This window comes from Streptomyces sp. NPDC050422 (assembly GCF_044458665.1).
Classification (GTDB): domain Bacteria; phylum Actinomycetota; class Actinomycetes; order Streptomycetales; family Streptomycetaceae; genus Streptomyces.
The window spans coordinates 115598-137075 of the sequence record NZ_JBITIE010000013.1 but is presented as its reverse complement, the minus strand read 5'-3'; the positions used below and the strand labels follow the sequence as shown (position 1 = coordinate 137075).

Below are 21478 nucleotides of genomic sequence, written 5' to 3'. Positions count from 1 at the left end.
ACACGGGGGGCGAGAGCTCCGGGGACGCTATCGGTGGAGTAACGCCCAGGTCTTGGAGCCGCCGGACGCCGTCAGCGCGGGGGCCAGCCCCCAGTCCCCGCCGTGTTCGTCCACCGCGGCGGCCAGCAGCCACATGCTGGCGCTGCGGTGCCCCCGGCACTCCTCGGACTTCTCGGAGGATTCATGCGCCGGGTGCTGGTCGTAGAGGGTGATCCGCAGCGCGTCGAACTGCCAGTGGACGCGTAGGAGCATCTCCCGGTCGGGGGTGAAGCGGTAGGCGGCGGCGACGAGTTCCGAGGTGGCGAGGACCGCCGTCTCGGCCAGTTCGGCAAGACCGTGCCGGCTGAGCAGTTCGTCCACGGCGCGGCGGGCGAGGCCCGCACAGAAGGCACCTCCGGGCAGGGCGAACGAGTAGCTGAGGTTGTCCGCCGCCGGTGGTTGTGGTCCGGCGGGTGCGAGGGCCGGGAGACAACGCAATGCGCCCTTCATCAAGTGCTGCTCACATTTCTCGTACGAGTGGTGACGATCACACACAAGGGCACGGTCGCCCCGTGTGAGACTTGCGCTACCGACCGTAGCGTACGCCTGGAGCACAGTGCTACTACTTGTGCGGTTCGGGTCATTTCGCCGCTCTCCGCCCCCGGAAGGACACCCTCCGTGCCACCCAGGACCACGCCGACCGCACGACAACAACGCCTCGGGTACGAACTGCGCAAACTGCGCGAGCAGTCGGGAATGACAGCACAGCAGGCCGCGGCACTGCTCGGCGTGGACCGCACCCGCATTCCGAACGTCGAGTCCGGCCGGTTCGGCATAAGCGCCGAGCGGGTCCGCACCCTGGCCTTCAACTACGGCTGCCCGGACACCGGACTCGTGGACCTGCTCGCCGAAATGGCGCAGGAGCGGGCCAGGGGCTGGTGGGAGGAACATCGCGGCCTGCTCCTGCCGAGCCTGCTGGACATCGCCGAACTCGAATATCACGCGGTGGAGTTGAACACCGCCACCACCACACACATCCCCGGCCTGCTGCAGACCGAGGAACACGCGCGTGCGGTCTTCGACACCGCCGACCCCCGACTGCCGGGCCCCGACCTGATGGCCCGGCTCTCCCTGCGGCTGCGCCGCCAGGAGGTGCTCGAACGGGACCGGCCACCGCTGTACGAGGCGGTGATCCACGAGGCGGCGCTGCGGATGCAGTTCGGCGGCCCCAAGATCACCCGGGCACAGCTGGAACACATCCTCGACCAGTCCGAGCGCAGCCGGATCACCGTCCGGGCCATCCCGTTCGCGGCAGGCGGTTTCCCCGGCGCCGGACAGTCGTTCACCTACGTCGGCGCGGCGGTCCCGCAGCTCGATACCGTACAGCTCGATTCCTCGCACGGCTCCATGCTGCTGGACGCGGATATGCAACTACGCCGGTACCGGGGCCTGTTGGAGCGCCTGCGTACGCTCGCGCTGCCCGTAGAGGAATCACGCGATTTCATCCGATGCATAGCCCAGGACCTCTGAGGAGAGAGATCATGAATGACATCTGCTGGGAAGAAGCCTTCTGCAGCGAGGGCGCGAACTGCTTCCGTTTCGGACTCGACGACCAGGGCCGCGCCTACATCGGCTCCACGACCGACACGGCCACCTACGTCAGCGACTCCATGGAGGCGCTGCAGGCACTGATCTTCGCGGTGAAGGCGGGCGCGGCGGACCACCTGCTCTGACCCGGCCCACCCCCCGACCGTGCCCCTTGCGCGCTGTGCTCCGAGTACGCCGACTGTTCAGAGCCCACCGCCACGGGGCCCGGCCCGGCCGATTATTCGAATTCCCCGCCTCTCCCCCCTCTCCCCACACACCTCCCTGACCCTCTGTGTACACGCCTGACCTGCACATATGACACTGTGTAAACGATTGTTGCCCGGACGGGCTTGGCGGAGGCCTTACTGCCGCTTTAACCTACGGTCTCGTAACCTACGAAGCCGTAGGTAATTCTCCCGTCCCCAGGAGCCCCCCCGTGACGATCACCTCTCCCCACCCCGGCAGTTCACAGGCGTGGACCGACGCCCAACTGCTGTACGCGCTGGAAGAGGTGGTGGAGAAGGAACTCAACCGCCATCTCAAGGTCGCCAAGGACTGGATGCCGCACGAGTACGTGCCGTTCTCCGACGGCCGGAACTTCCCCGGCATCTTCGAGGACGGTCAGGCCTGGGAGTCCGAGCAGTCCAAGGTCACCGACATCGGCAAGATCGCCCTGGTCGTGAACCTGCTGACCGAGGACAACCTCCCCAGCTACCACCACGAGATCGCCTCCCTCTTCGGCCGCGACGGCGCCTGGGGCACCTGGGTGCACCGCTGGACGGCCGAGGAGGGCCGCCACGGCATCGTGATGCGCGACTACCTGCTCACCTCGCGCGCCGTGGACCCGGACAAGCTGGAGCAGTTCCGGATGGCTCACATGGCGGAGGGCTTCGAGTCCGACAACCGCCACTCGATGCTGCACTCCGTGGCGTACGTGGCGTTCCAGGAGCTGGCCACCCGGGTCTCGCACCGCAACACGGGACACCAGTCGGGCGACCCGGTCTGTGACCGCATGCTGGCGCGGATCGCGACCGACGAGAACCTGCACATGGTGTTCTACCGCAACCTCCTCGGTGCGGCCTTCGAGCTCGCCCCGGACCTGACGATGCAGTCCGTGCGCGACGTCGTCGTGAACTTCCGGATGCCCGGCCACGGCATGCCCGGGTTCGAGCGCGCTGCCGCGCAGATGGCCATCGGCGAGATCTACAACATGCGGATCCACCACGACGACGTCATCCAGCCGGTGCTGCGCTACCTGAAGGTGCTGGACATCGACGGCCTGGGCCCGGAGGGCCTCAAGGCGCAGGAGGAGCTCGGTCTGTACATGAGCGGACTGGACAGCGAGGCGTCGAAGTTCGACGAGAAGCTCGCAGCGCGCAAGGCGCGCATGGCGGCCCGCGCCCAGGCCTGACGGCCGGCACACCACCCCGACGGGGGCGGGCCTCCCCGGGCCCGCCCCCGTTTCGCGTACCGGTCAGCCGCGGCGGTGACGGCGGCGGAGCGCGTTCAGCCGGGTGCCTGCCGTTACGGGGGCGGGCCCGTCCCGGCGGCGCGCGGACCGTACTCTGTGCCGGTGAAACCTGTGACCCGCGTTGTTCTCTTCGGTGCGCCGATAGCCATCGCCGTTTCCCTGCTCCTCAACACCGGCGGCGGCCCGGAGCTGCCCACGGCCTCTCCCCGGGCGACCGCATCGGCCGCCGCTGACACGGGAGCGGACCCGTTCACCGGTGCGGACGACGAGGAGCGGCGGGAACTGGACGCACGCGTGGCCGCGATGCCTCCCGGGCTGGCAGCGCCGAAGATGCGTGAGGTCGCCTGGAAGCTGCTGGCCAGCGCCGAGGGATCGACGCTGGACTGGCGCACCCAGTACGGCACGATCGAAGACAGTGACGACGGCACCGGGTACAACGCCGGAATCGTCGGCTTCTGCTCCGGTACGCACGACATGCTCGCGTTCGTCGAGTCGTTCACCGGGGACCACCCGGACAGCCCGCTGGCACCGTTCGTCCCGGCTCTGCGCAAGGTCGACGGCACTGCTTCGCACGAGGGGCTGGACCCCGGCTTCACGGCCGCGTGGAAGAAGTCGGCCGAGGACCCCGCGTTCCGCGCCGCCCAGGACCTGGTCCGGCTGAAGCAGTACTTCGAGCCCGCCGTCCGGCTGGCGAAACTGGACGGTCTCGGGGCCCTGGGCCAGTACATGTACTTCGACGCCATGGTTCTCCAAGGGCCCGGGGCCGGCACGGACGAGTTCTACGGCATCCGGAAGGCGGCTGTGGCCGAGGCCGACACGGTCGAGGAGGGCGGCGACGAGACGGCCTATCTGGACGCCTTCCTCGAAGCGGCGCGGGCCGTGATGAAGTCGAAGAAGAACCAGCAGGACACCTCGCGCCTCGACACCGCCCAGCGCGTGTTCCTGGAGGACGGGAACCTGGCTCTGGAACTGCCGCTGACCTGGAAGATGTACGGCGATACGTTCCGCATCCCGTCCTGACCCGACCCGGCCGCTACGCCCCACCTCGCGCGGCCGAAGCCGGCGGCACGGCCTCGGCGAGCCCGGGTGAGGGAACGGTCACGCCTGGTCGCCGTCTACTCTGCGCAGCCGGTCGCGCTCCTTCTCGGAGAGACCGCCCCACACACCGAAGCGCTCGTCGTTGTCGAGTGCGTACTCCAGGCAGGCCAGACGTCCCTCGCAGGCGTTGCAGAGCTGCTTGGCCTCACGTGTGGAGCTGCCGGGGGCGGGGAAGAAGAACTCGGGCCCCGTCTGTGCGCACAGCGCTGTCTCCTGCCAGGCGAGAGCGGGGTCGGTCGCGGTGTTGATCAGCATGGGGCACACAGTGCCCTGCCGCGATAAACGACTGATCAACGATCCATCAACCGACCGGGTGAGACCCTCGCGACGAGCCGGCTACTGGACGCTCCTGATCACGGCGAAGGCGGCACCGTACGGATCGGTGACGTTGGCGAAGGTGCCCACGCCCTCCATCTCCATCGGTTCCAGCGTCAGCTTGCCGCCCAGCCGCTCGACCGCCGCCACCGTGGCATCGCAGTCGTCGACCTCGAAGTACGGCAGCCAGTGCGGACCCGCGGCGGCCCTGACGGGTACGGCGTCCAGCGGGACGAGCCCGCCGAAGGAGGTCTCCTCGCCGCCGCCCGCCGTCCTGATGACGGTGTACGCCCCGCCGCCGCCCGGGTAGGGCGTCTGGGTGGTCTCCCAGCCGAAGACGGCGTCGTAGAACGCCGCCGCCGCCGGCACGTCCGGGGTGTAGAGCTCGGCCCAGCAGAGGCTGCCCTGCTCGTTCACGACACCGAGGCCCGGATTCTGCTTCGGCTGCCAGACGGCGAAGTACGCCCCGGCCCGGTCGGTGAACCCGCCCATCCGGCCGTACTCCAGAACGTCCATCGGTTCGAACGGCACCGTCCCGCCGGCGTTGCGCACGGCCTGCGCGGTGGCGTCGACGTCCGATGACCGGAAGTACACCGACCAGGACGGCTTCCCCTGTTCCTCGGTGACCGTCATCGCACCGCCGACCGTCTTCCCGTTCAGCGTGAACATCCCGTAGCCACCGGTCTCGGGGCCTCCGGGGGCGAAGTCCCAGCCGAGGAGAGCGGTGTAGAACGCCTTGGCCCCTTCGAGATCCGGGGTGCCGAGATCCATCCAGGTGGGCGATCCGTCAACAAAACGGGTGGTGAGCATCGTGCGCTCCTTCGGTGGGTCCCGTCCTCGCACAGCAGGAATTCCTGACTCTCCGAGTCTTGCACCGGGTACTGACAACCGCAGTCCCTGCGTTACCGCGCGTCCCCACCGCCGGCCGCGAGCTGTCAGGTCGAGCTGTCAGGTCAGGCCGGCGATCCAGGCGTCGAGGTGGTGACATCGGCCTGGCGCGGGAAGACCTTCTCCGTCAGGACCCGGTGGACCTCGGGGTCGGCGTCGGCGCCGTGCAGCACGAGGTCGAGGTCGCTGCCCGCGAAGGCGCTCACACGCTTCTTGGTGACGACACACTCACCGGGGAGGGGCTCGACGCCGGGGTGGATGGCGGCCCCGGGGTCGCTGTCGGTGAACGCTCCGTCGGGCAGGGCGCCGAAGAGCGGGCTGGACTTGGTCTCCGGGTGGCCGGGGCGGAAGCCGATGAAGACGTCCCATGCGTTCGCCGTCGGCACCGCCCCCAGCATCATCGGGGCCAGCAGGCGCCGGTCGAAGCCGCCCGCCGTCCCCCCGGTTCCGCCGGGGCGCAGCCGGCGGAGTCCGCGGGGCAGGCTTCCGGTCACGAGCGGACGACCCGCTCCAACGCGCCGCCGCCTCGATCAGGAGGCGCCGCTGCTCCTCCGTGCACCGGTCCTCCAGGGCGCGGGTGAGCCGGCCCTCCCCCACCCGTCGGCGGTCCTCGAGGAAGACATGGCCGCTGTCGGTCACGAAGACCAGCTGGCGGCGACCGTCCCCGGGGTCGGGGCGACGCGCCACGAGGCCGCGTTCCACCAGGATGCCGACGGTGGCGGCCACCGACTGGTGCCGGACGCGTTCGGCGGCCGCCAGGCCCGTGACCGACGCCTCGCCGTCCTTGTCCAGCCGGCTGAGGACGGAGGTCTGGGACCGGGTGAGGTCACCGGGGTCGTACGTCTCGCGCATGCGACGCCTCAGCCGGCTGTAGACCACGCGGACGTCGTGGGCCGCGCGTACAGCCGATTCGGACACGCCGGCGGGGGTGCTGGTCTCCTCATCCATATAGGCAGACCAACTTGCGCAGTCCAGACTGCGCAATGCTGGGTGCGCAATCTTGGTGCGCAATCTTGGGCCGGCTGCGCACCCCAAGCCGCGCGCACCCCCCGGCCGCGCCACGCGGCAGCGCGCCCCGTCAGCGGGTGACCCCCAGCGCCGGCAGCACCGTCTCCGCCACCCGGTACGCCTCCTCCAGCAGGGGGTTGCCGGAGAGGATGAAGGTGTCCACTCCCAGCTCCTCGAACTCCTTGAGCCGCTCGACGACCTGCGCGGTCGATCCCACCACCGCGGTGCCCGGACCCGGCCGGAACAGGCTCATGCCCGGCCACATGTTGGGGTGGACCTCCAGCTCTCGGGCGTGCGCGGGCACCTTTCCGCCGTGCTGGCGGAACTGCCGCTGCCAGCCGACGCCGTCCTCGCCCGCCCGGTCGCCGAGCTGACGGGCGTACGTCGCGTCGCTGGTGACGTCGAGGAGCCGGTCGGCCGCGGCCCAGGCCTCCTCCTCCGTGTCCCGGACGATCAGGTGCAGCCGCAGTCCGAACCTGAGCGTGCGGCCGTACGCGGCGGCCCTCGCCCGGACCTTCTCCAGCTTCTCCTTCAGCAGGTGCGGCGGCTCTCCCCAGGTCAGGAAGACGTCCACGTGCTCGGCGGCCATCTCGATGCCGGGGTCCGACGAGCCGCCGAACCAGAGCGGGATGTGCCCGTCCTGTACCGGCTTCAGCTCCCGGAAGGAGGCACCGGCGTTCTTGAGGTCGTAGAAGCGGCCCTTGTGGTCGAAGACCTCGCCGGCCGTCAGCCGCTTCACGATCGACCAGTACTCCGCGCTCAGCTCGTACCGTTCGTCGTGCTCCACGTGGAGTCCGTACTCCTGCAGCGACTTCGTCGAACCATTGACCACGTTGAAGCGCAGCCGGCCGCCGAAGAGCGTGTCGAAGCTGAGCGCCATCTTGGCGAGCAGGGTCGGTGAGACGAGCCCCGGGTGGACGGCGAGCAGCGGCTTGAACCGGGTGCTGGTCGAGGCGGCCAGGGCACTGCCGAGCGGCCAGACGTCGTACAGGTCGGTGGCGAGCAGCGCGCCGCTGTAGCCGAGCCGCTCGACCGTCCCGGCCAGTTGTGCCAGGTAGCCGAGGTCGACGGGGCGTCTGCCCGCCGGCTCCCAGGGGTAGGCACCTTCGCGCGGAATGATGTACCAGAGGACTTCGGTCGCCATGTCGTCATACCGCCTTGTCGGCTGCGGCACGGGCGCGCGCGTGAGCGACGGTGACCGGCCGGTCGATGAATCCGGTCCGGTGGAAGATGTCGGCGGCCTCCTGCTGCTCGGCGATGAACGCGTCGGAGACGGGCTCGATCGTCCAGGGCAGCGAGGCGAGCGCGGTCTCCCAGTCGTCGGCCGCCCCTCCCAGGTCGGCGGCGGCGATCTCGGCCGCCTGCCGGGGGTGAGCCGCGGCCCAGTCGTCGGCCCGCTGGAGCGCCCTGGTCAGGGCCTCGATGACCTCGGGCCTGGATTCAGCGAGGTCACGGCGGGTGAAGAAGACGGAACGGTCGCTGATGACGTCGCCGGTACGGACCAGGGTCCGGAGTCCCCCGGTGCGCCGGGCGGCCGCCAGCTCGGCGCCCTGGGCGACCCAGGCGGCGATCTCGCCGGTGCGCAGCAGTTCTTCGCTGTGCCGGTCACCGCGGACGGCCGTGATGTCCTCGGCGTAGGACAGCCCGGCGTCGTCGAGGGCCTTGGCGATGAGATGGGTCTGCCAGGATCCGATCGCCAGGTGCACGGTCGTGCCCTTGAGGTCGGCGACGGTGCGCACGGGACTGTCCTCGGGGACGAGGAGCGCGCCGTGTTCGGGGCGTGGGGCGGAGACCGCGGTGTAGACGATGTCGTGGCCGGCTGCCTGGGCGGTGACCGGCGGGGTGGAGCCGGTGCCGCCGAAGTCGATGACGCCCCGGGTCAGGAGTTCTCCGGTACGAACGCCGTTGGTGTACGGGTGGAAGACGACGGTCTCGCCCAGCGGGGCCAGCTCCTCCTGGGCGAAGCCCAGCCGGGAGAGGTGGTAGAGGTGGTAGAGGGACGGGTTGCTGCTGTGGACACCGATGGTGAGGGTCATTCAGATCACTCCGGCTTCGGTACGGGCGGGGGACGGAAGGGAAGGTGTGGGGGCGTCGACGCCGAGGTCGGCCAGGAGCCGCCGGCGCAGAGCCGCGAACGCGGGATCACCCGGGTCGCGCGGCCGGGCGACGTCCACGGTCTCGTCGGTGACGAGGCGGCCGTCTCGCAGGACGGCGACCCGGTCGGCCAGCCGTACGGCCTCCTCGACGTCATGGGTGACCAGCAGGACGGCGGGGCGGTGGCGGCGGCACAGCTCGCCGACCAGGTCCTGCATCTTCAGCCGGGTCAGCGCGTCGAGGGCGGCGAACGGCTCGTCGAGCAGCAGCAGTTCGGGCTCACGGACCAGGGCACGGGCGAGCGCGACGCGCTGGGCCTCGCCGCCGGAGAGGGTGGCCGGCCAGGCCTCGGCGTGGCGTTCCAGGCCGACTTCGGCCAGCGCGCGCAGCCCGTGGGCGGAGCGGCTGCGGGGCAGGGCGACCGTCACATTGGCCAGGACCTTCTTCGACGGTACGAGCCGGGGCTCCTGGAAGACGATGGTGCGGGCCTCGGGGACGAGCACCTCTCCCCCGTCGGCACCGTCGAGGGCCCCGAGGATGCGCAGCAGCGTCGTCTTCCCACTGCCGCTGGCACCGAGCAGGGCCACGAACTCGCCACGGGCGATGTCGAGTCGCAGGTCGTCGAGGACGGCGCGGTCACCGAAGACCCGGCGCAGCCCCCGCACCCGTACCGCGGGAGCGGCAGTGGATGTCGTGTCGGTGGTGGTCATCGGGTGGCCCCCTGGGGGGTGCGCCACGGCATCAGTACGCGCTCCAGCAACCGCACCAGGATGTCGGCGGTCAGCCCGAGGACCCCGTAGACGAGGATGCAGACGGCGAGGATGTCGGTGCGGGCGTAGCTCTGCGCCTGGGACATCAGATAGCCGATGCCGGCGGTCGCGTTGATCTCCTCGGCGGCGATCAGCGCGATGACGCTGAGCGTCATCGACAGGCGCAGTCCGGCGAGCAGGGACGGCAGGGCGCCGGGCAGGACCACTTCGCGTACGAGGGCGAGGCGTCCCATGCCGAAGCTCCGCATCGCCTCGATGAGTTTCGGGTCGGTGTTGCGTACCCCGCTCGATGTGGACACGTACATCGGGAAGGTGGTGGCGACGGCGATGAGGAGGATCTTCGCCGTCTCGTTGATCCCGAACCAGACCATGAACAGGGGGACCAGGGAGAGGAAGGGGATGGTGCGCAGGGTCTGGAGCGAGGAGTCGAGGAGTTCGTCGCCGAGGCGGGTGAATCCGGTGGTGATGCCGAGGGTCAGTCCGGCGGCGAGCCCGATGAGGAGGCCGAGGCCGGAGCGGGTGAGGGAGGTGGTGAGAGCGTCGGGCAGCTGGCCGTTGCCCCACAGCTCACCTACGGCTCGCAGCACTTCGCCGGGTGAGGCCAGGACGTCGGGGGTGAGGAGTCCGGTGGCGGAGGCCGCCCACCAGAAGGCGAGCAACGCGACCGGGCCGAGGGTGCGGACGGTGAGGGCGTAGCCTCGGCCGCGAGCCTTGTGGAGCCTCGGGCGCGGCCGGACGAGTCCGGGGGGCGCGACGGTGTCGCTCATGTCAGGTTCCGGACGTCGAGCAGGTGGGCGGCGACGTCGACCTCGGTCCTGGTGACCTTCTGCTCCGCGTAGAAGGCCGCGACGGCCTTGAAGCGCTCGATGTCCTGCGGGCCGATGGGATCGACGGTCCCGCCCTTCGCGACGAACCCGTTCTGGACCTCCTCGGCCTTGCCGGTCACTGCGGTCGGGCCGACGTCGGTGAAGACGTTGAGGTACGCGGACGGGTCCTGCTTCTCCTTGGCGCTGGCCTCGTGGAGGTACTGGTAGAGGGCCTCCACGACCTTCGGGTGCTGCTCGGCGAACTCTGTCCGTACGGCGTTGAGGCTGTAGTTGTCGGAGCCGATCGCCGCACCGTCGGCGACGAAGTGCGCCTTGCCGCTGCCGATCTCGGCGACCGCGTACGTGGCCCAGACGGCCCAGGCGTCGACCTTGCCGGCGTTGAACACCGCCGCGGTCTGGTCGGGCCTGAGGTAGACACGGGTGACCTTGCCGGCCGGGATCCCGGCCTTCGCGAGGGCCTTGAGCAGCAGGTACTCCCCGGTGCCACCCTGGTTGACGGCGACCTTCTTCCCCACGAGGTCGGCCACCGAGCCGATGTCCGATCCGTTCCTGACGAGGATGCCCTCCCCCGCGGCGTCCGGGTCGACGGCGGTGAAGAACTTGAAGCCGGGCCGCTGGGCGAGCGAGGTGATGCCGGAGGTGATGGAGCCCGTGGCGACGTCCAGCTGGTCCGCGTTCATCGCCTGGGCGGCCGGGGCGAACGGGCCGGCGCTGCCGGTCCAGCTGACCTTGGCACCTGCCTTGGACAGCGCCTTGTCGAGGCTGCCGTCCTTCTTGCCGAGGGCGAGCACACCGGAGTTGCCGGGGTCGGGGATGCGTACGGTCACCGCGGCCTTCGAGCCCCCTGCGGCGCTGTCGGCCTCGGACGTGCCGCAGGCGGTGAGGGCGACGAGCGCCGAGACCGTGAGGAGCGCCGGAACGGCTGTGGTACGCAGTGGTCGGGCGAGATTCATGACGAGGGTTCCTCTGTGCTCAGGGGGCGGGGGTGCGGCGGGCCAGGGCGGCTGCGCGGCCGAGCGGTGCGGGGTCGGCCCACGCCGCGACGTCGACCGGTTCGGGCAGGAAGCCGTGGGCGCGGAGCCCGGCCTCCTGTGCGGCGAGCAGGGCGAGGCGTTCGGCGGACAGGTCGGGGTGGAGGGTCAGATGGGTGCCGGGCCGGTAGGCGCCGGCGACTCCGTCGGCGCCCGCCCCGGTCTCGGCGCCGAGGATGCGGTCGACCTCCTCTGGCTGCCCGGCGGCCCAGTCGGCCGCCCTCAGCAGGACAGCGAGGAACCGGTCGACGAGGTCGGGGTGGTCGTCCAGTAGCTGCTGGTGGACGGTGATGGGGCGCGGGGTGCCGTTGTTGACGCGGAACCGGCGGTCGGGGAGCTCGTCGAGTTCGACGGCCACTTCTGCGCCGGCCCGGCGGGCCGCCTCGACGGCCAGCGCGCCCTTCACGTACACGGCGTCGACGTCTCCGCGTCGCAGCGCCGCGAGTTCGGCCGCCCACTGGCCCTCGTGTCCGTCGGCGGGTACGTCGACGAGCGAGGCGTCGTCCGGCGTGAGTCCGGCGGAGGCGAGCGCCCCCTCGAAGCCGCGCAGGGCCATGGCCCGCCAGAAGTCGATGACGATGTCGTGCTTCGGCACGGCGAGCCGAAGCCCGCGCAGTGCCCCGGCGCCCCGGATGCCGGAGCCGGGGGCGACCAGGACGGTCTGGCGTTCCTCGATCCAGGTGAGACCGATCAGCCGGGTGCGCTCTCCTCGTGAACGGGCCCACAGGGCGGGGACGTTGCCGCCCTCCCGGAAGAGGCCGGGCAGGGCGTGGGTGTAGTGCGCGGCGCGGTCGGCGTCCGGGGAGGCGTCCTGGAGGGAGCGCACGGAGATGCCGTCGGCGGCGAACTCGTCGGTGAGCCACTCCCGGTCGGCGGCGATGCCGGTGGCGGTGGGGACGGGACAACGGGTGAACCAGAGGGTCCGGGGCAGGACGGCAGACGTCATGGAGTCTTCCCGAGGATCGGCGCAGCGGAGGGAGGGGTGGGCGGGCGCGCCACGTACGCCCCGGAGCGGGGAGGTACGTGCGGCAGGAACCCGTGAGGCGTCGGAGCGACGCGTCAGCGTGAAAAAGCGGGGAGGGTCAGCGACAGGCGGCGCTGGACACGCGGGCCAGGTCGATGTGGCGGCGCAGCGTGAGGGCGAGCAGGACCGGAGCGGCGTGGGCGGGGGTCGCGGATCGGCGGCCGGCCATGGCACTGCTCCCTTCAGCTCGTCGGTGGTGAGGGCTGCAGCCTGCCACGGGCGACGCCCGCTCACAACTCGCTTCCCATGATGTGGGATTGGGCATGAACGGCATGTTTCGTCAGGGGGTTCGGGACCGGATCGGCTCCCGTAATGTGGCAACGTCGGGCCCCGCACCCCCACGAGCGGAGAGTGACCCCCATGACCGAGGCCGCAGCGGCACGCGCTCCCGGCGGGGCGCAGGCAGTACAGCGCGCCCTGGATGTCCTGCACTGTTTCCACGACAACGGTCCGGATCTGAGCGCCTCCGACCTCGCACGCCGTCTCACGCTGTCGGTCTCCACCGCACACCGGCTGGCGCGCACCCTGCTCGGTGCCGGATTCCTGGAGCAGGACGTTCGGACGTCGCGTTACCGGCTGGGGCCCGCCGTGACCGAGCTGGGCCGGCTCTCCTACCACCAGCGCGGTCTGCATCTGGCCGCCCCCGAGCTGGCCGATCTCGCCGATCGCACGGGCGCCACCGCCGACCTGGCGCTGCGCAGCGGGCCGCACGCGGTGATCGTCGCGGGCGGTTCGGTGACCCCCAAGGTCGGGCTGCGCCGGCCACTGCACTCCACCGCGCTGGGCAAGGTGCTGCTGGCCTGGGCGAGGCCGGGTGAGGGCGGCCCTTCCTCACTGCCGCCGCTGCCCGCCTTCACCGACCGGACGATCGTCGAACCGGCGGCCCTGGAGGCGGAGCTGGCCCGGGTGCGGTCCGACACCTATGCCGTCAACGACGGCGAGTCGGCCCACGGGGTGCGGACCCTGGCGGTGCCCGTGCTGGACGGTGCCGGGTACGCCCGCTTCGCCCTGGCGGTACGGGCCACCCCGTCCGTGATCACCGAGGAGCGCGGCGACTGGTTCCTGACGCAGGCGCGTTCCTGCGCACGCGCCCTGGAGGTGCTGCTGCTGTCACCGGCACAGCGCCGGCCGCCCGCGCCCTGAGCCGTCCGCCGGGCCGGGCTGTCAGTCGCGCGTGGGACGATATGAGTCGCTCCGGTCGCAGGCCCGTGGGCGCACCGGCAAGGCGGCGGGGACAGAAGGTACGACATGACTGAGGCCGGGTCCACGCAGGGCGGGGCGCCGACCGGGCGGGCGGCGCGGGAACTGCTGGCGCGGGCCGACGGGCTGCTGGACGCCGCGCGCGGCGTCCTGGCGGATCACACCCGTGCGGTCGGTGCCGTGCGCACGGCTCTGGATCCACTCCTGGACGTCCTCGTCCGCAGGGAGCTTTCGGCCATCCCGGTGTCCCGGCTCAAGGACGTCACCGAGGGCCGGCTGCGCCTCGGCGCAGTCGAGCAGGCCGGTTTCACGACGGTGGAGCAGGTGTACGGGGCAGGGCGCTACGAGCTCCGTCAGATTCCCGGTGTCGGCGCGCAGACGGCCGACCAGACCCTGGCCGCGGCGGGCCAGATCGCGCACGCGGTGCGGGACACCGTCGCCCTGCGGATAGACGTGGACACCCCTGACGATGCCACGACCTCCCTGGTCACCGCGTTGTACCGACTGGTCGAGGCCGGTCCGGACGTGCGGCGGGCCGTGGACGGGGCCCGCCGGCTGGCCGACTGCCTGGAGCCGTTGCTGGCCGCTGCCGCACCTGCCCGGGGGCGGCTGCGGATGGTCTTCACCCGGCGGGCCGCCCGGACGCGGACGCTGGCGGCCGTCGCCTCCGTGCGGGCGGCCGTCGCCGACGCGGTGGAGCGCGAGCTTCCGCTGCTGTTCGGTCAGGTGTCGGTCGACCTGCTGCGGGACCCGGAGTCCGACGTCGCGGCCTGGGTCGACTTCGAGCTGCGCTCCGCGGAGTACTACAGCCTGCTGGCCGAGATGTCCGGCACCGGTCCCGACCGGGACGCGGCCGAGGGGTTCCTGCCGTCCGGGATCGCCGAGCGGGTCCGCGGGCTGCGGCTGGACGACGCCCGGCTGCGGGTCTCGCTGCGCGGCTACCAGTCCTTCGGCGCGCGCTTCGCGCTCGCGCAGAAGCGGGTGATCCTCGGCGACGAGATGGGGCTCGGCAAGACCGTGCAGGCGATCGCCGCGCTGGCCCATCTCGCGGCGCGCGGGGAGACGCACTTCCTGGTGGTGTGCCCTGCGAGCGTGCTGATCAACTGGACGCGGGAGGTCCGGGCCCGGTCCACGCTGCGGCCCCTTCCGGTGCACGGGCCGGAGCGGCAGGAGGCGTTCGCCGAGTGGCGCGAGAGCGGCGGGGTCGCGCTGACCACCTTCGACGCCCTGCACACTCTCCCCCTCGCCGGCGACAGCGGGGTGCGGCCCGGAATGCTCGTCGTCGACGAGGCCCACTACGTCAAGAATCCGGCCACCCGTCGCGCCCGCGCGGTGTCCGGCTGGTCGGAGGGGGCCGAACACGTGCTCTTCCTCACCGGCACGCCCATGGAGAACCGGGTGGAGGAGTTCCGCAGCCTCGTCCGCCATCTCCAGCCCGAGCTGGCCCCGTCGGTCAACACCACGCACGGCGTCGCCGGTTCACAGGCGTTCCGCCGGGCCGTAGCCCCCGCCTATCTGCGCCGCAACCAGCAGGACGTGCTCACCGAACTCCCCGCGCTCGTGCAGGTGGACGAGTGGGAGGAGTTCAGCGACGCCGATCAGCTGGCCTACCACGAGGCGGTGGCCGCCGGGCACTTCATGCGGATGCGCCGGGCCGCGTACGCCCACCCGGCCACCTCCGCGAAGCTGAACCGGCTGCGCGAGCTCGTCGCGGAAGCCGAGGGCAACGGCCTGAAGGTCGTCGTCTTCTCCTACTTCCGCGAGGTCCTGGAGACGGTCCGGCAGGCCCTGGGGGAAGGCGTGTTCGGCCCGCTGTCCGGAAGTGTGCCGGCCGCACGGCGCCAGGAGATGATCGACGGTTTCGCCGCGGCGGACGGCCACGCGGTGCTGCTCAGCCAGATCCAGGCGGGCGGGGTCGGGCTGAACATGCAGGCCGCGTCGGTCGTCATCCTCTGCGAGCCGCAGATCAAGCCGACGATGGAGCACCAGGCCGTGGCCCGTGCGCACCGGATGGGCCAGATACGCACGGTCCAGGTGCACCGGCTCCTCGCGGCGGACAGCGTCGACCAGCGGATGCTGGACATCCTGGCCCGTAAGGAGCGGCTGTTCGATGCCTACGCACGGCGCAGCGACGTCGCGGAGACGACGCCGGACGCCGTGGACGTGTCGGACGGTTCGCTGGCCCGCCGCATCGTCGAGGAGGAACAGCAGCGCCTCGCCGCGGTGGCGGACGCGGCGGATCAGTGACCCTCGTGCGCGGATGTACTGCCGGAGGTCTTCGCCTCCGGCGATGACGCCATCGTGTGTCCGTCGTGTCCCGGCACGGTCCCGTCCGCCTTGGCGACCAGCAGCATTCCGGCCATGCCCATGTCGGAGTGGCTCTGCACATGGCAGTGGTACATCCAGGCGCCGGCGCCCACGTGTTCACCCGCGATGACCTGGAAGCCGAAGGAGTCCGCAGGCCCGACGATCTTCGTGTCGACGACCCGGCTCGGGTCGTCGGGCCCGGTGAGCAGCCCCGTGCGGTTGTCCGCCCAGCGATGGCCGTGGATGTGGAACGTGTGGTAGTACTCGCCGTGCGTGATCATGACGACTTCGAGCCGGTCCCCCACGGTGGCCTCGAAGTCCGGGCTCTTGTCGGCGGGCTTGTTGTTGATCGTCATGTCGTTGAAGACGATCGTGATGGTCTTGTCGGGCAGGATGTCGCCCTTGCGCCGGACGATCACCGGCCCGTACAGCCCCTTGCGGATGCCGCCCGTGCCGTGGTCCGTGCCGACGACGTGGTCGTGGTAGTGCCAGTAGCCCGCGCTGCCCGGCTGCCAGGTGCCGTCCTTGCGCCGGCCCGGGGCGTGGGTGCGCCAGGTGTACGTGCGGGTCCCGCCCGGCTCGACGATGCTCCGGTTCATCCGGGTGCCGTCGCTCGCGATGTCGTAGTCGACGCCGTGCGCGTGCAGGCTGGCTGCCACGTCCATGGTGTTCTCGAACTCGATGTGCAGGGTGTCGCCCTCGTTGATCTCGATGAGCGGCCCGGGGATCGACGCCTTGCCCTTCTCGAACCCGTAGCCCATCGAGCCGTCCGCCAGCTTCTCCGCGTACAGCTTGAGATGGCGGACCACCCCTCCGGCGGGCGCCGTCCGGGGCGGGTTCTCCGCGGAGGTGGCCTCGATCGCGCCGAGGGACAACGATGTCACGCCGGTCGCCGCCGCCACCCCGCCGCCCATCAGAACCCGCCGGTTGAAGCTCCTTCGGTCCATGTCGAACTCCCCACTGTGGGACGAATGTTGCGGAGAACGGGCCATACCGTAGCCCGGGGAGCTTCGTTTATCCACACTAAGGACAAAGTTCGTGTCATTGCTGCCATAGCTATTGGCGAGTCGCGAAAAGAGGTCTAGCTTCATGCGCTGTTGCAGTGCCAAAGCTGTTGCAGTGACCAGAGAGGGGTGGGTGACCACATGCAGCGCACACCACATCACAGGTCCAGATCGCGACGCGGACTTGCGGCGGCCGTAGCGGCCGGCGCACTGACCGCATCCCTGCTCGGTGGCAATGCCGCCAGTGCCAGGCCGGATCCCGGAGCTCCCGGGTCCATGGCGACAACGTTGTCCCTGCCGTCGCCACCGGGCGGCGCCAACGTCAAGGTGCTCGTCTTCCATGCCTCCGCAACCGACGAGTCGCCGACGGTCGACGCCGGAATCGCGGCGATCGAGCGGATCGGGCTCACCGGGCCGGAGGCGGGCCGGTTCAAGACCGTGGCCACCGACGACGCCGCCGTCTTCACCAACGGCAAACAGCTCGGCAGGTACAACGCCGTCGTCTTCCTGACGGGTGGCGGCGACGTCCTCGACCCGGAGCAGGAGGCCGGTCTGGAGGCGTACATGGAGGCCGGCGGCGGCTTCCTCGGCATCCATGACGCGGCGCGCACCGAGCCGTACTCGGACTGGTTCACCGGACTCGTCGGTGCGCGCCCGGCGGCCGGCAGCCCCACCGCCGTACAGCGTGCGACGGTGGAGATCGGCGACCGACAGCACCCGGCGACCAAGAACCTGCCGCTGGAGTGGAAGCGCCCGGACAAGTGGCTGAACTGGAAGGACAACCCTTCCGGCGACGTCCACACGGTGGCCCGGGTCAGGGAGATCACGTACAAGCCGGGCACGAGCGCCAACGGCTGGGACCACCCGGTCTCCTGGTGCCGTGACTACGACGGCGGCCGGTCCTTCTACACCGCGATGGGCGGTACGGTCGACAGCTTCGCCGAGGCCGACTTCCGCGACCACCTGCGCGGGGCGCTGGACTGGACGACCCGGATCTCGCAGGCCGACTGCAAGGCGACGATCACCTCCAACTACACGGCGGAGCGCGTCACTCAGCCGAACCAGCCGGGCAAGAACGACCAGATCGGCGAACCGCACGGCCTGGTGACGGCGCCCGACGGGCGGGTGCTGTACATCGGCCGCGGCGGCGCCGACAGCAGCGTGCCGGTCGTCACCGACTGGGCCGACCCGAACGTCGGCAAGGGCCTGGGCCAGATCCACGTCTACGACCCGGCGACCAAGAAGGTCACCCTCGCCGGTGAGCTGACGATCTTCGGCAACAAGGGCGGCGGCGACGAGCTGATCAAGGTCGAGGAGGGTCTGCTCGGCATCGAGCTCGACCCGGACTTCGAGAAGAACGGCTGGGTGTACCTGCACTACACACCCCACGACAAGATCGACCGCGACAAGCAGATGGCGGTCCGTCAGGTCTCCCGTTTCACCCTCGACCTGGCGACGAACAAGCTGGATCTGTCCTCCGAGAAGGTGCTGCTCCACTGGCCGGTGCAGATCCACAGCTGCTGCCACGCCGGCGGCGGCATGGCGTGGGACTCCAAGGGCAACCTGTACATCGCGACCGGTGACAACAACTCCTCCGGTTTCAGCGACGGTTACTCGGGCAACAACCCGCAGCCGAACTACAAGGGCGTCTCGTTCTCCGACGCCCGCCGCACCGCGGGCAACACGAACAACCTCAACGGGAAGATCCTGCGGATCCACCCCGAGGACGACGGCACCTACACGCTGCCCGCGGGCAACCTCTTCACCGGCAAGGAGCCGGACGAGGGCGGCGGCAAGACCCGCGGCGAGATCTACGTGATGGGCGTGCGTAACCCCGCCCGGATCTCCGTCGACAAGTCGACCGACACGCTGTACGCGGGCTGGGTCGGCCCCGACGCGGGCGCCCCGAGCACCACCTGGGGCCCGGCCAAGTACGACACGTTCGCCGCGATCACCCAGGCGGGCAACCACGGCTGGCCGTACTGCATGGGCAACAAGCAGCCCTACCGGGACCGCAATCTGCCCGATCCGAGCAAGCCGCTCGGCTGGTACGACTGCGACCACCCCAAGAACGATTCGCCGAACAACGACGGTCTGGTGAAGCTGCCGCCGATCACCTCCAACACCATCTGGTACTCGCCGCAGGGCGGTGGCGTGGACTACCCGCGCGACGCCAACGGCATCCCGAGCTACAAGGTGGAGGACCAGAAGGAGCTCCTGCCCTGGCTCAAGGGCGGTGGCCAGGCCACGATGAACGGCCCGGTCTACCGGTACGACGCGGCGAGCACCAGCGCCGACAAGTGGCCGTCGTACTGGGACGGCAAGTGGTTCGTCGGTGACTTCTACGACGACACACAGCCGCGGCACGCCGTGCTCACCGATCCGAAGACGGTCGGCAAGGGCGGTCTGCCCACGCACGCCGAGTCGCTCAAGGAGATCATCCCGGTGGGCGCGAACGGGATCCGCAACCTGATGGACTGGAAGTTCGCCCCGGACGGTTCGCTGTACGTCGTGGACTACGGGCGCGGCTTCTTCACCTCCGACTCCAAGTCCGCGCTGTGGCGCGTGACGTACAAGGGCGGCGGACCGACCCCGGCCGTCAAGGATCTGGCCAGGAAGGTGGCAGTGCAGTGAGACACCGTTCGATCTTCTTCCGACGGCGGTTGCGGCCCGCGCGGCTGTGGCTCGCGCTGCTGGGGTCCTTCCTGATGGTGCTGGGGCTGACGTCGACGGCGGCGTACGGCCGTACGGCGGCCCCGGCGGACGCGGCAGCCGACCAGGTGCTGACCTGGACGGCGGGCGACCCCATCGACCACTACCTGTCCGCGCCGAAGACCGCGGTGGCCGGCAAGGCGACCATCGTCTTCGAGAACAGTGAGGCGACCGGGAACACCACGGGTATGCCGCACACGCTGACCTTCAGCGTGTCGGACCCGGAGTTCAACAACGACGTCAGCCTGAACGTGCTGGCCAACCCCGGCGACGACCAGGGCGGCAAGCACACCGCCGAGGTCACGCTCACCCCCGGCCGGTACTTCTACCACTGCACGATGCCGGGGCACGAGACGATGCAGGGCATCCTGACCGTGACCGACGGGGGCGGCGGTGAGGACACCACCGCACCCGAGACCTCGGCGAAGGTCGACGGCGACAAGAACGCCGACGGCGCGTACATCGGTCAGGCCACCGTCACCCTCGCCGCCACCGACGCGGGTTCGGGCGTCGACACCGTCGAGTACGCGGTCGGGGCGGACGGCGCCTGGCAGCCGTACACGGTGCCGGTCGTGGTGAACGAGGTCGGCTCGCACCTCATCCGCTACCGCGCCACCGACAAGGCAGGCAACGCGGCCGCGGAGAAGACGGCCGAGTTCGCGGTCGCCGCTCCGCCGACGGACGACACCACGGCGCCCGAGACCTCGGCGACCGTCTCCGGGGAGAAGGACGACCAGGGACAGTACCTGGGCATGGCGACGGTCACCGTCACCGCGTCCGACACCGGTTCCGGCGTCAACACCATCGAGTACGCGGTCGGGGCGGACGGCGCCTGGCAGCCATACACCGGTCCCGTCATGGTGCACGCGGTGGGGGCGCAGCACGTCCGCTACCGCGCCACCGACAAGGCGGGCAACGCGGCCGCGGAGAAGGCGGTCGACTTCACCGTCGTCGAGCCGCCCACGCAGGACACGACGGCGCCCGAGACGTCCGCGAAGGTCGAGGGCGACAAGAACTCGGACGGCGCCTACCTCACGAGCGCCAAGGTGACCGTCACGGCGACCGATGCCGACAGCGGTGTGGACAAGGTCGAGTACTCCCTGGACGGCGGTCCGTACCTCGCGTACACGGCCACCGTCATCGTCGACCGGATCGGCTACCACACGCTCGCCCACCGGGCCACGGACAAGGCGGGCAACACGTCCGGGGCCAAGCAGGTGTCGTTCACCGTCGCGCAGAGCGGCGGCGTACCGGCGCCGAACTGCCCGGAGTTCGACGAACGGCTCACCGTCATCGTGGGCACCGTCGACACCGGGGTCCCCAACCGCATCACCGGCAACCGCTGCACGATCAACGAGCTGATCGAGGACGAGAAGGACTGGTCCTCGCACGCGCTGTTCCTCAAGCACGTCGACACGGTCCTCGTCAAGCTGCTCACCGCCGGGGTGATCGACGCCCGCGAGCACAAGAAGATCTACCGGGCGGCCAAGCAGTCCGGCATCGGCAAGCCGGGCCAGGACGAGGGCTACCGCAAGCTCTTCGACGGCACGGCCGCCTCGCTCGCCAAGTGGCAGCAGGTGGGTGGCGGGCAGTTCGCGCTCAACGAGGCGGACGGCGCGATCACCAGTTCCACCACGGTGGACGGCATGGGCATGCTGTGGTTCCCGGAACGCCAGTACGGGGACTTCTCGCTGAAGCTCCAGTGGCGGGACGACGCCCCGGGCACCGGCAACGCCAACGGCGGGGTGTTCGTACGCTTCCCCAACGTCCACGACAATCCGGAGGAGCCGCGTCCGGAGTGGGCCGCCATCAAGTTCGGTCATGAGATCCAGGTCAACGACCGGCCGGACGGCGACATGTACAAGACGGGTTCCGTGTACGGATTCGACCGGGTGGGTCTCGCCGGTGCCGGGGTCACCCCCAAGGGCACCTGGAACGACTACGAGATCCGGGTGGTGGACCAGCACTACTCGATCTACCGCAACGGTGTGCTGCTCAACGAGTTCGACAACACCGGCGGCCAGGCCTTCGAGCCGCCGCGGGATGACGACCCGGGCACCGACGGCCGGCGGTACGCCTCCGGCTACATCGGGCTCCAGGTCCACAGCACCTCGGACGTGATCTCCTACCGGGACATCCGCATCCAGGAGTTGTAGCCCAACC

At 70.4% G+C, this 21478-nt stretch carries 20 protein-coding genes and 1 pseudogene; 8 read left to right on the top strand and 13 right to left on the bottom strand.

Annotated elements, in window-relative coordinates:
* Positions 1–27 precede the first annotated feature (27 nt).
* Complete coding sequence (locus ACIBJG_RS21930; protein WP_399309585.1) at positions 28–489, bottom strand: ATP-binding protein; 462 nt, start codon at positions 487–489, stop codon at positions 28–30.
* Positions 490–657: 168 nt separating this feature from the next.
* On the opposite strand from ACIBJG_RS21930, the gene ACIBJG_RS21925 reads away from it, so the two are divergent.
* The 4 genes from ACIBJG_RS21925 (at position 658) to ACIBJG_RS21910 (ending at position 4057) form a co-directional block, all read left to right on the top strand.
* Complete coding sequence (locus tag ACIBJG_RS21925) at positions 658–1509, top strand: helix-turn-helix transcriptional regulator (RefSeq protein ID WP_399309583.1); 852 nt, start codon at positions 658–660, stop codon at positions 1507–1509.
* Positions 1510–1520: 11 nt separating this feature from the next.
* Complete coding sequence (locus ACIBJG_RS21920) at positions 1521–1712, top strand: hypothetical protein (protein WP_399309581.1); 192 nt, start codon at positions 1521–1523, stop codon at positions 1710–1712.
* A 290-nt stretch (positions 1713–2002) separates the two neighbouring features.
* Complete coding sequence (locus ACIBJG_RS21915; protein WP_399309580.1) at positions 2003–2977, top strand: acyl-ACP desaturase; 975 nt, start codon at positions 2003–2005, stop codon at positions 2975–2977.
* Between the two features lie 171 nt (positions 2978–3148).
* Complete coding sequence (locus ACIBJG_RS21910) at positions 3149–4057, top strand: chitosanase (protein WP_399309753.1); 909 nt, start codon at positions 3149–3151, stop codon at positions 4055–4057.
* Positions 4058–4135: 78 nt separating this feature from the next.
* Here the strand turns inward: ACIBJG_RS21910 and ACIBJG_RS21905 are convergent, their stop codons facing one another.
* The 11 genes and pseudogenes from ACIBJG_RS21905 to ACIBJG_RS21855 all read right to left on the bottom strand — a co-directional run bounded on the left by ACIBJG_RS21905 (position 4136) and on the right by ACIBJG_RS21855 (position 12261).
* On the bottom strand, positions 4136–4390 hold the full coding sequence (locus ACIBJG_RS21905; protein ID WP_399309578.1) for a WhiB family transcriptional regulator: 255 nt from the start codon (positions 4388–4390) through the stop codon (positions 4136–4138).
* An 81-nt stretch (positions 4391–4471) separates the two neighbouring features.
* On the bottom strand, positions 4472–5260 hold the full coding sequence (locus ACIBJG_RS21900; protein WP_399309576.1) for a VOC family protein: 789 nt from the start codon (positions 5258–5260) through the stop codon (positions 4472–4474).
* Between the two features lie 143 nt (positions 5261–5403).
* On the bottom strand, positions 5404–5832 hold the full coding sequence (locus ACIBJG_RS21895; protein ID WP_399309574.1) for a cysteine hydrolase family protein: 429 nt from the start codon (positions 5830–5832) through the stop codon (positions 5404–5406).
* A pseudogene (locus tag ACIBJG_RS21890) lies at positions 5829–6286 on the bottom strand (MarR family winged helix-turn-helix transcriptional regulator). The gene ACIBJG_RS21895 and the pseudogene ACIBJG_RS21890 overlap by 4 nt, the downstream one beginning before the upstream one ends.
* Positions 6287–6416: 130 nt before the next feature.
* Positions 6417–7490 carry an LLM class flavin-dependent oxidoreductase gene (locus ACIBJG_RS21885; protein WP_399309572.1) on the bottom strand — a complete coding sequence of 358 codons (1074 nt, stop codon included), beginning with the start codon at positions 7488–7490 and terminating at the stop codon, positions 6417–6419.
* A gap of 4 nt (positions 7491–7494) precedes the next feature.
* The gene (locus tag ACIBJG_RS21880; protein ID WP_399309571.1) at positions 7495–8382 is read right to left on the bottom strand and encodes an ABC transporter substrate-binding protein; all 888 of its coding nucleotides are present in this window, start codon (positions 8380–8382) and stop codon (positions 7495–7497) included.
* Positions 8383–9150: an ABC transporter ATP-binding protein gene (locus tag ACIBJG_RS21875; protein WP_399309569.1), complete on the bottom strand. Its 768-nt coding sequence runs from the start codon at positions 9148–9150 to the stop codon at positions 8383–8385.
* Positions 9147–9977: an ABC transporter permease gene (locus tag ACIBJG_RS21870; protein ID WP_399309567.1), complete on the bottom strand. Its 831-nt coding sequence runs from the start codon at positions 9975–9977 to the stop codon at positions 9147–9149. The genes ACIBJG_RS21875 and ACIBJG_RS21870 overlap by 4 nt, the downstream gene beginning before the upstream one ends.
* Positions 9974–10990 carry an NrtA/SsuA/CpmA family ABC transporter substrate-binding protein gene (locus tag ACIBJG_RS21865; protein WP_399309565.1) on the bottom strand — a complete coding sequence of 339 codons (1017 nt, stop codon included), beginning with the start codon at positions 10988–10990 and terminating at the stop codon, positions 9974–9976. The genes ACIBJG_RS21870 and ACIBJG_RS21865 overlap by 4 nt, the downstream gene beginning before the upstream one ends.
* A gap of 19 nt (positions 10991–11009) precedes the next feature.
* Positions 11010–12014 (bottom strand): ABC transporter substrate-binding protein, encoded by a 1005-nt coding sequence (locus tag ACIBJG_RS21860; RefSeq protein ID WP_399309563.1) that lies wholly within the window; start codon positions 12012–12014, stop codon positions 11010–11012.
* Positions 12015–12150: 136 nt separating this feature from the next.
* A complete protein-coding gene (locus ACIBJG_RS21855; RefSeq protein ID WP_399309561.1) occupies positions 12151–12261 on the bottom strand; it encodes a putative leader peptide in 111 nt (36 codons plus the stop codon).
* Positions 12262–12452: 191 nt separating this feature from the next.
* On the opposite strand from ACIBJG_RS21855, the gene ACIBJG_RS21850 reads away from it, so the two are divergent.
* Together ACIBJG_RS21850 and ACIBJG_RS21845 are read left to right on the top strand one after the other, a co-directional pair.
* Complete coding sequence (locus ACIBJG_RS21850) at positions 12453–13235, top strand: IclR family transcriptional regulator (RefSeq protein WP_399309559.1); 783 nt, start codon at positions 12453–12455, stop codon at positions 13233–13235.
* Between the two features lie 105 nt (positions 13236–13340).
* Positions 13341–15539: a DEAD/DEAH box helicase gene (locus tag ACIBJG_RS21845; protein WP_399309557.1), complete on the top strand. Its 2199-nt coding sequence runs from the start codon at positions 13341–13343 to the stop codon at positions 15537–15539.
* On the opposite strand, the gene ACIBJG_RS21840 is transcribed toward ACIBJG_RS21845, so the two are convergent.
* Complete coding sequence (locus ACIBJG_RS21840) at positions 15533–16546, bottom strand: multicopper oxidase domain-containing protein (RefSeq protein WP_399309556.1); 1014 nt, start codon at positions 16544–16546, stop codon at positions 15533–15535. The genes ACIBJG_RS21845 and ACIBJG_RS21840 overlap by 7 nt on opposite strands.
* Before the next feature lie 198 nt (positions 16547–16744).
* On the opposite strand from ACIBJG_RS21840, the gene ACIBJG_RS21835 reads away from it, so the two are divergent.
* Together ACIBJG_RS21835 and ACIBJG_RS21830 are read left to right on the top strand one after the other, a co-directional pair.
* Positions 16745–19237 (top strand): ThuA domain-containing protein, encoded by a 2493-nt coding sequence (locus tag ACIBJG_RS21835; protein ID WP_399309554.1) that lies wholly within the window; start codon positions 16745–16747, stop codon positions 19235–19237.
* Positions 19234–21471: an OmpL47-type beta-barrel domain-containing protein gene (locus tag ACIBJG_RS21830; RefSeq protein ID WP_399309552.1), complete on the top strand. Its 2238-nt coding sequence runs from the start codon at positions 19234–19236 to the stop codon at positions 21469–21471. The genes ACIBJG_RS21835 and ACIBJG_RS21830 overlap by 4 nt, the downstream gene beginning before the upstream one ends.
* Positions 21472–21478: the final 7 nt, after the last annotated feature.

Bases quoted from the DNA above. Each gene is read 5' to 3' on its own strand.
- ACIBJG_RS21855 (WP_399309561.1), bottom strand. From the start codon at position 12,261: ATGGCCGGCCGCCGATCCGCGACCCCCGCCCACGCCGCTCCGGTCCTG.
- ACIBJG_RS21845 (WP_399309557.1), top strand. From the start codon at position 13,341: ATGACTGAGGCCGGGTCCACGCAGGGCGGGGCGCCGACCGGGCGGGCG.
- ACIBJG_RS21900 (WP_399309576.1), bottom strand. From the start codon at position 5,260: ATGCTCACCACCCGTTTTGTTGACGGATCGCCCACCTGGATGGATCTC.
- ACIBJG_RS21905 (WP_399309578.1), bottom strand. From the start codon at position 4,390: ATGCTGATCAACACCGCGACCGACCCCGCTCTCGCCTGGCAGGAGACA.
- ACIBJG_RS21885 (WP_399309572.1), bottom strand. From the start codon at position 7,490: ATGGCGACCGAAGTCCTCTGGTACATCATTCCGCGCGAAGGTGCCTAC.
- ACIBJG_RS21875 (WP_399309569.1), bottom strand. From the start codon at position 9,150: ATGACCACCACCGACACGACATCCACTGCCGCTCCCGCGGTACGGGTG.
- ACIBJG_RS21860 (WP_399309563.1), bottom strand. From the start codon at position 12,014: ATGACGTCTGCCGTCCTGCCCCGGACCCTCTGGTTCACCCGTTGTCCC.
- ACIBJG_RS21850 (WP_399309559.1), top strand. From the start codon at position 12,453: ATGACCGAGGCCGCAGCGGCACGCGCTCCCGGCGGGGCGCAGGCAGTA.
- ACIBJG_RS21865 (WP_399309565.1), bottom strand. From the start codon at position 10,990: ATGAATCTCGCCCGACCACTGCGTACCACAGCCGTTCCGGCGCTCCTC.
- ACIBJG_RS21870 (WP_399309567.1), bottom strand. From the start codon at position 9,977: ATGAGCGACACCGTCGCGCCCCCCGGACTCGTCCGGCCGCGCCCGAGG.
- ACIBJG_RS21930 (WP_399309585.1), bottom strand. From the start codon at position 489: ATGAAGGGCGCATTGCGTTGTCTCCCGGCCCTCGCACCCGCCGGACCA.
- ACIBJG_RS21880 (WP_399309571.1), bottom strand. From the start codon at position 8,382: ATGACCCTCACCATCGGTGTCCACAGCAGCAACCCGTCCCTCTACCAC.
- ACIBJG_RS21840 (WP_399309556.1), bottom strand. From the start codon at position 16,546: ATGGACCGAAGGAGCTTCAACCGGCGGGTTCTGATGGGCGGCGGGGTG.
- ACIBJG_RS21835 (WP_399309554.1), top strand. From the start codon at position 16,745: ATGCAGCGCACACCACATCACAGGTCCAGATCGCGACGCGGACTTGCG.
- ACIBJG_RS21920 (WP_399309581.1), top strand. From the start codon at position 1,521: ATGAATGACATCTGCTGGGAAGAAGCCTTCTGCAGCGAGGGCGCGAAC.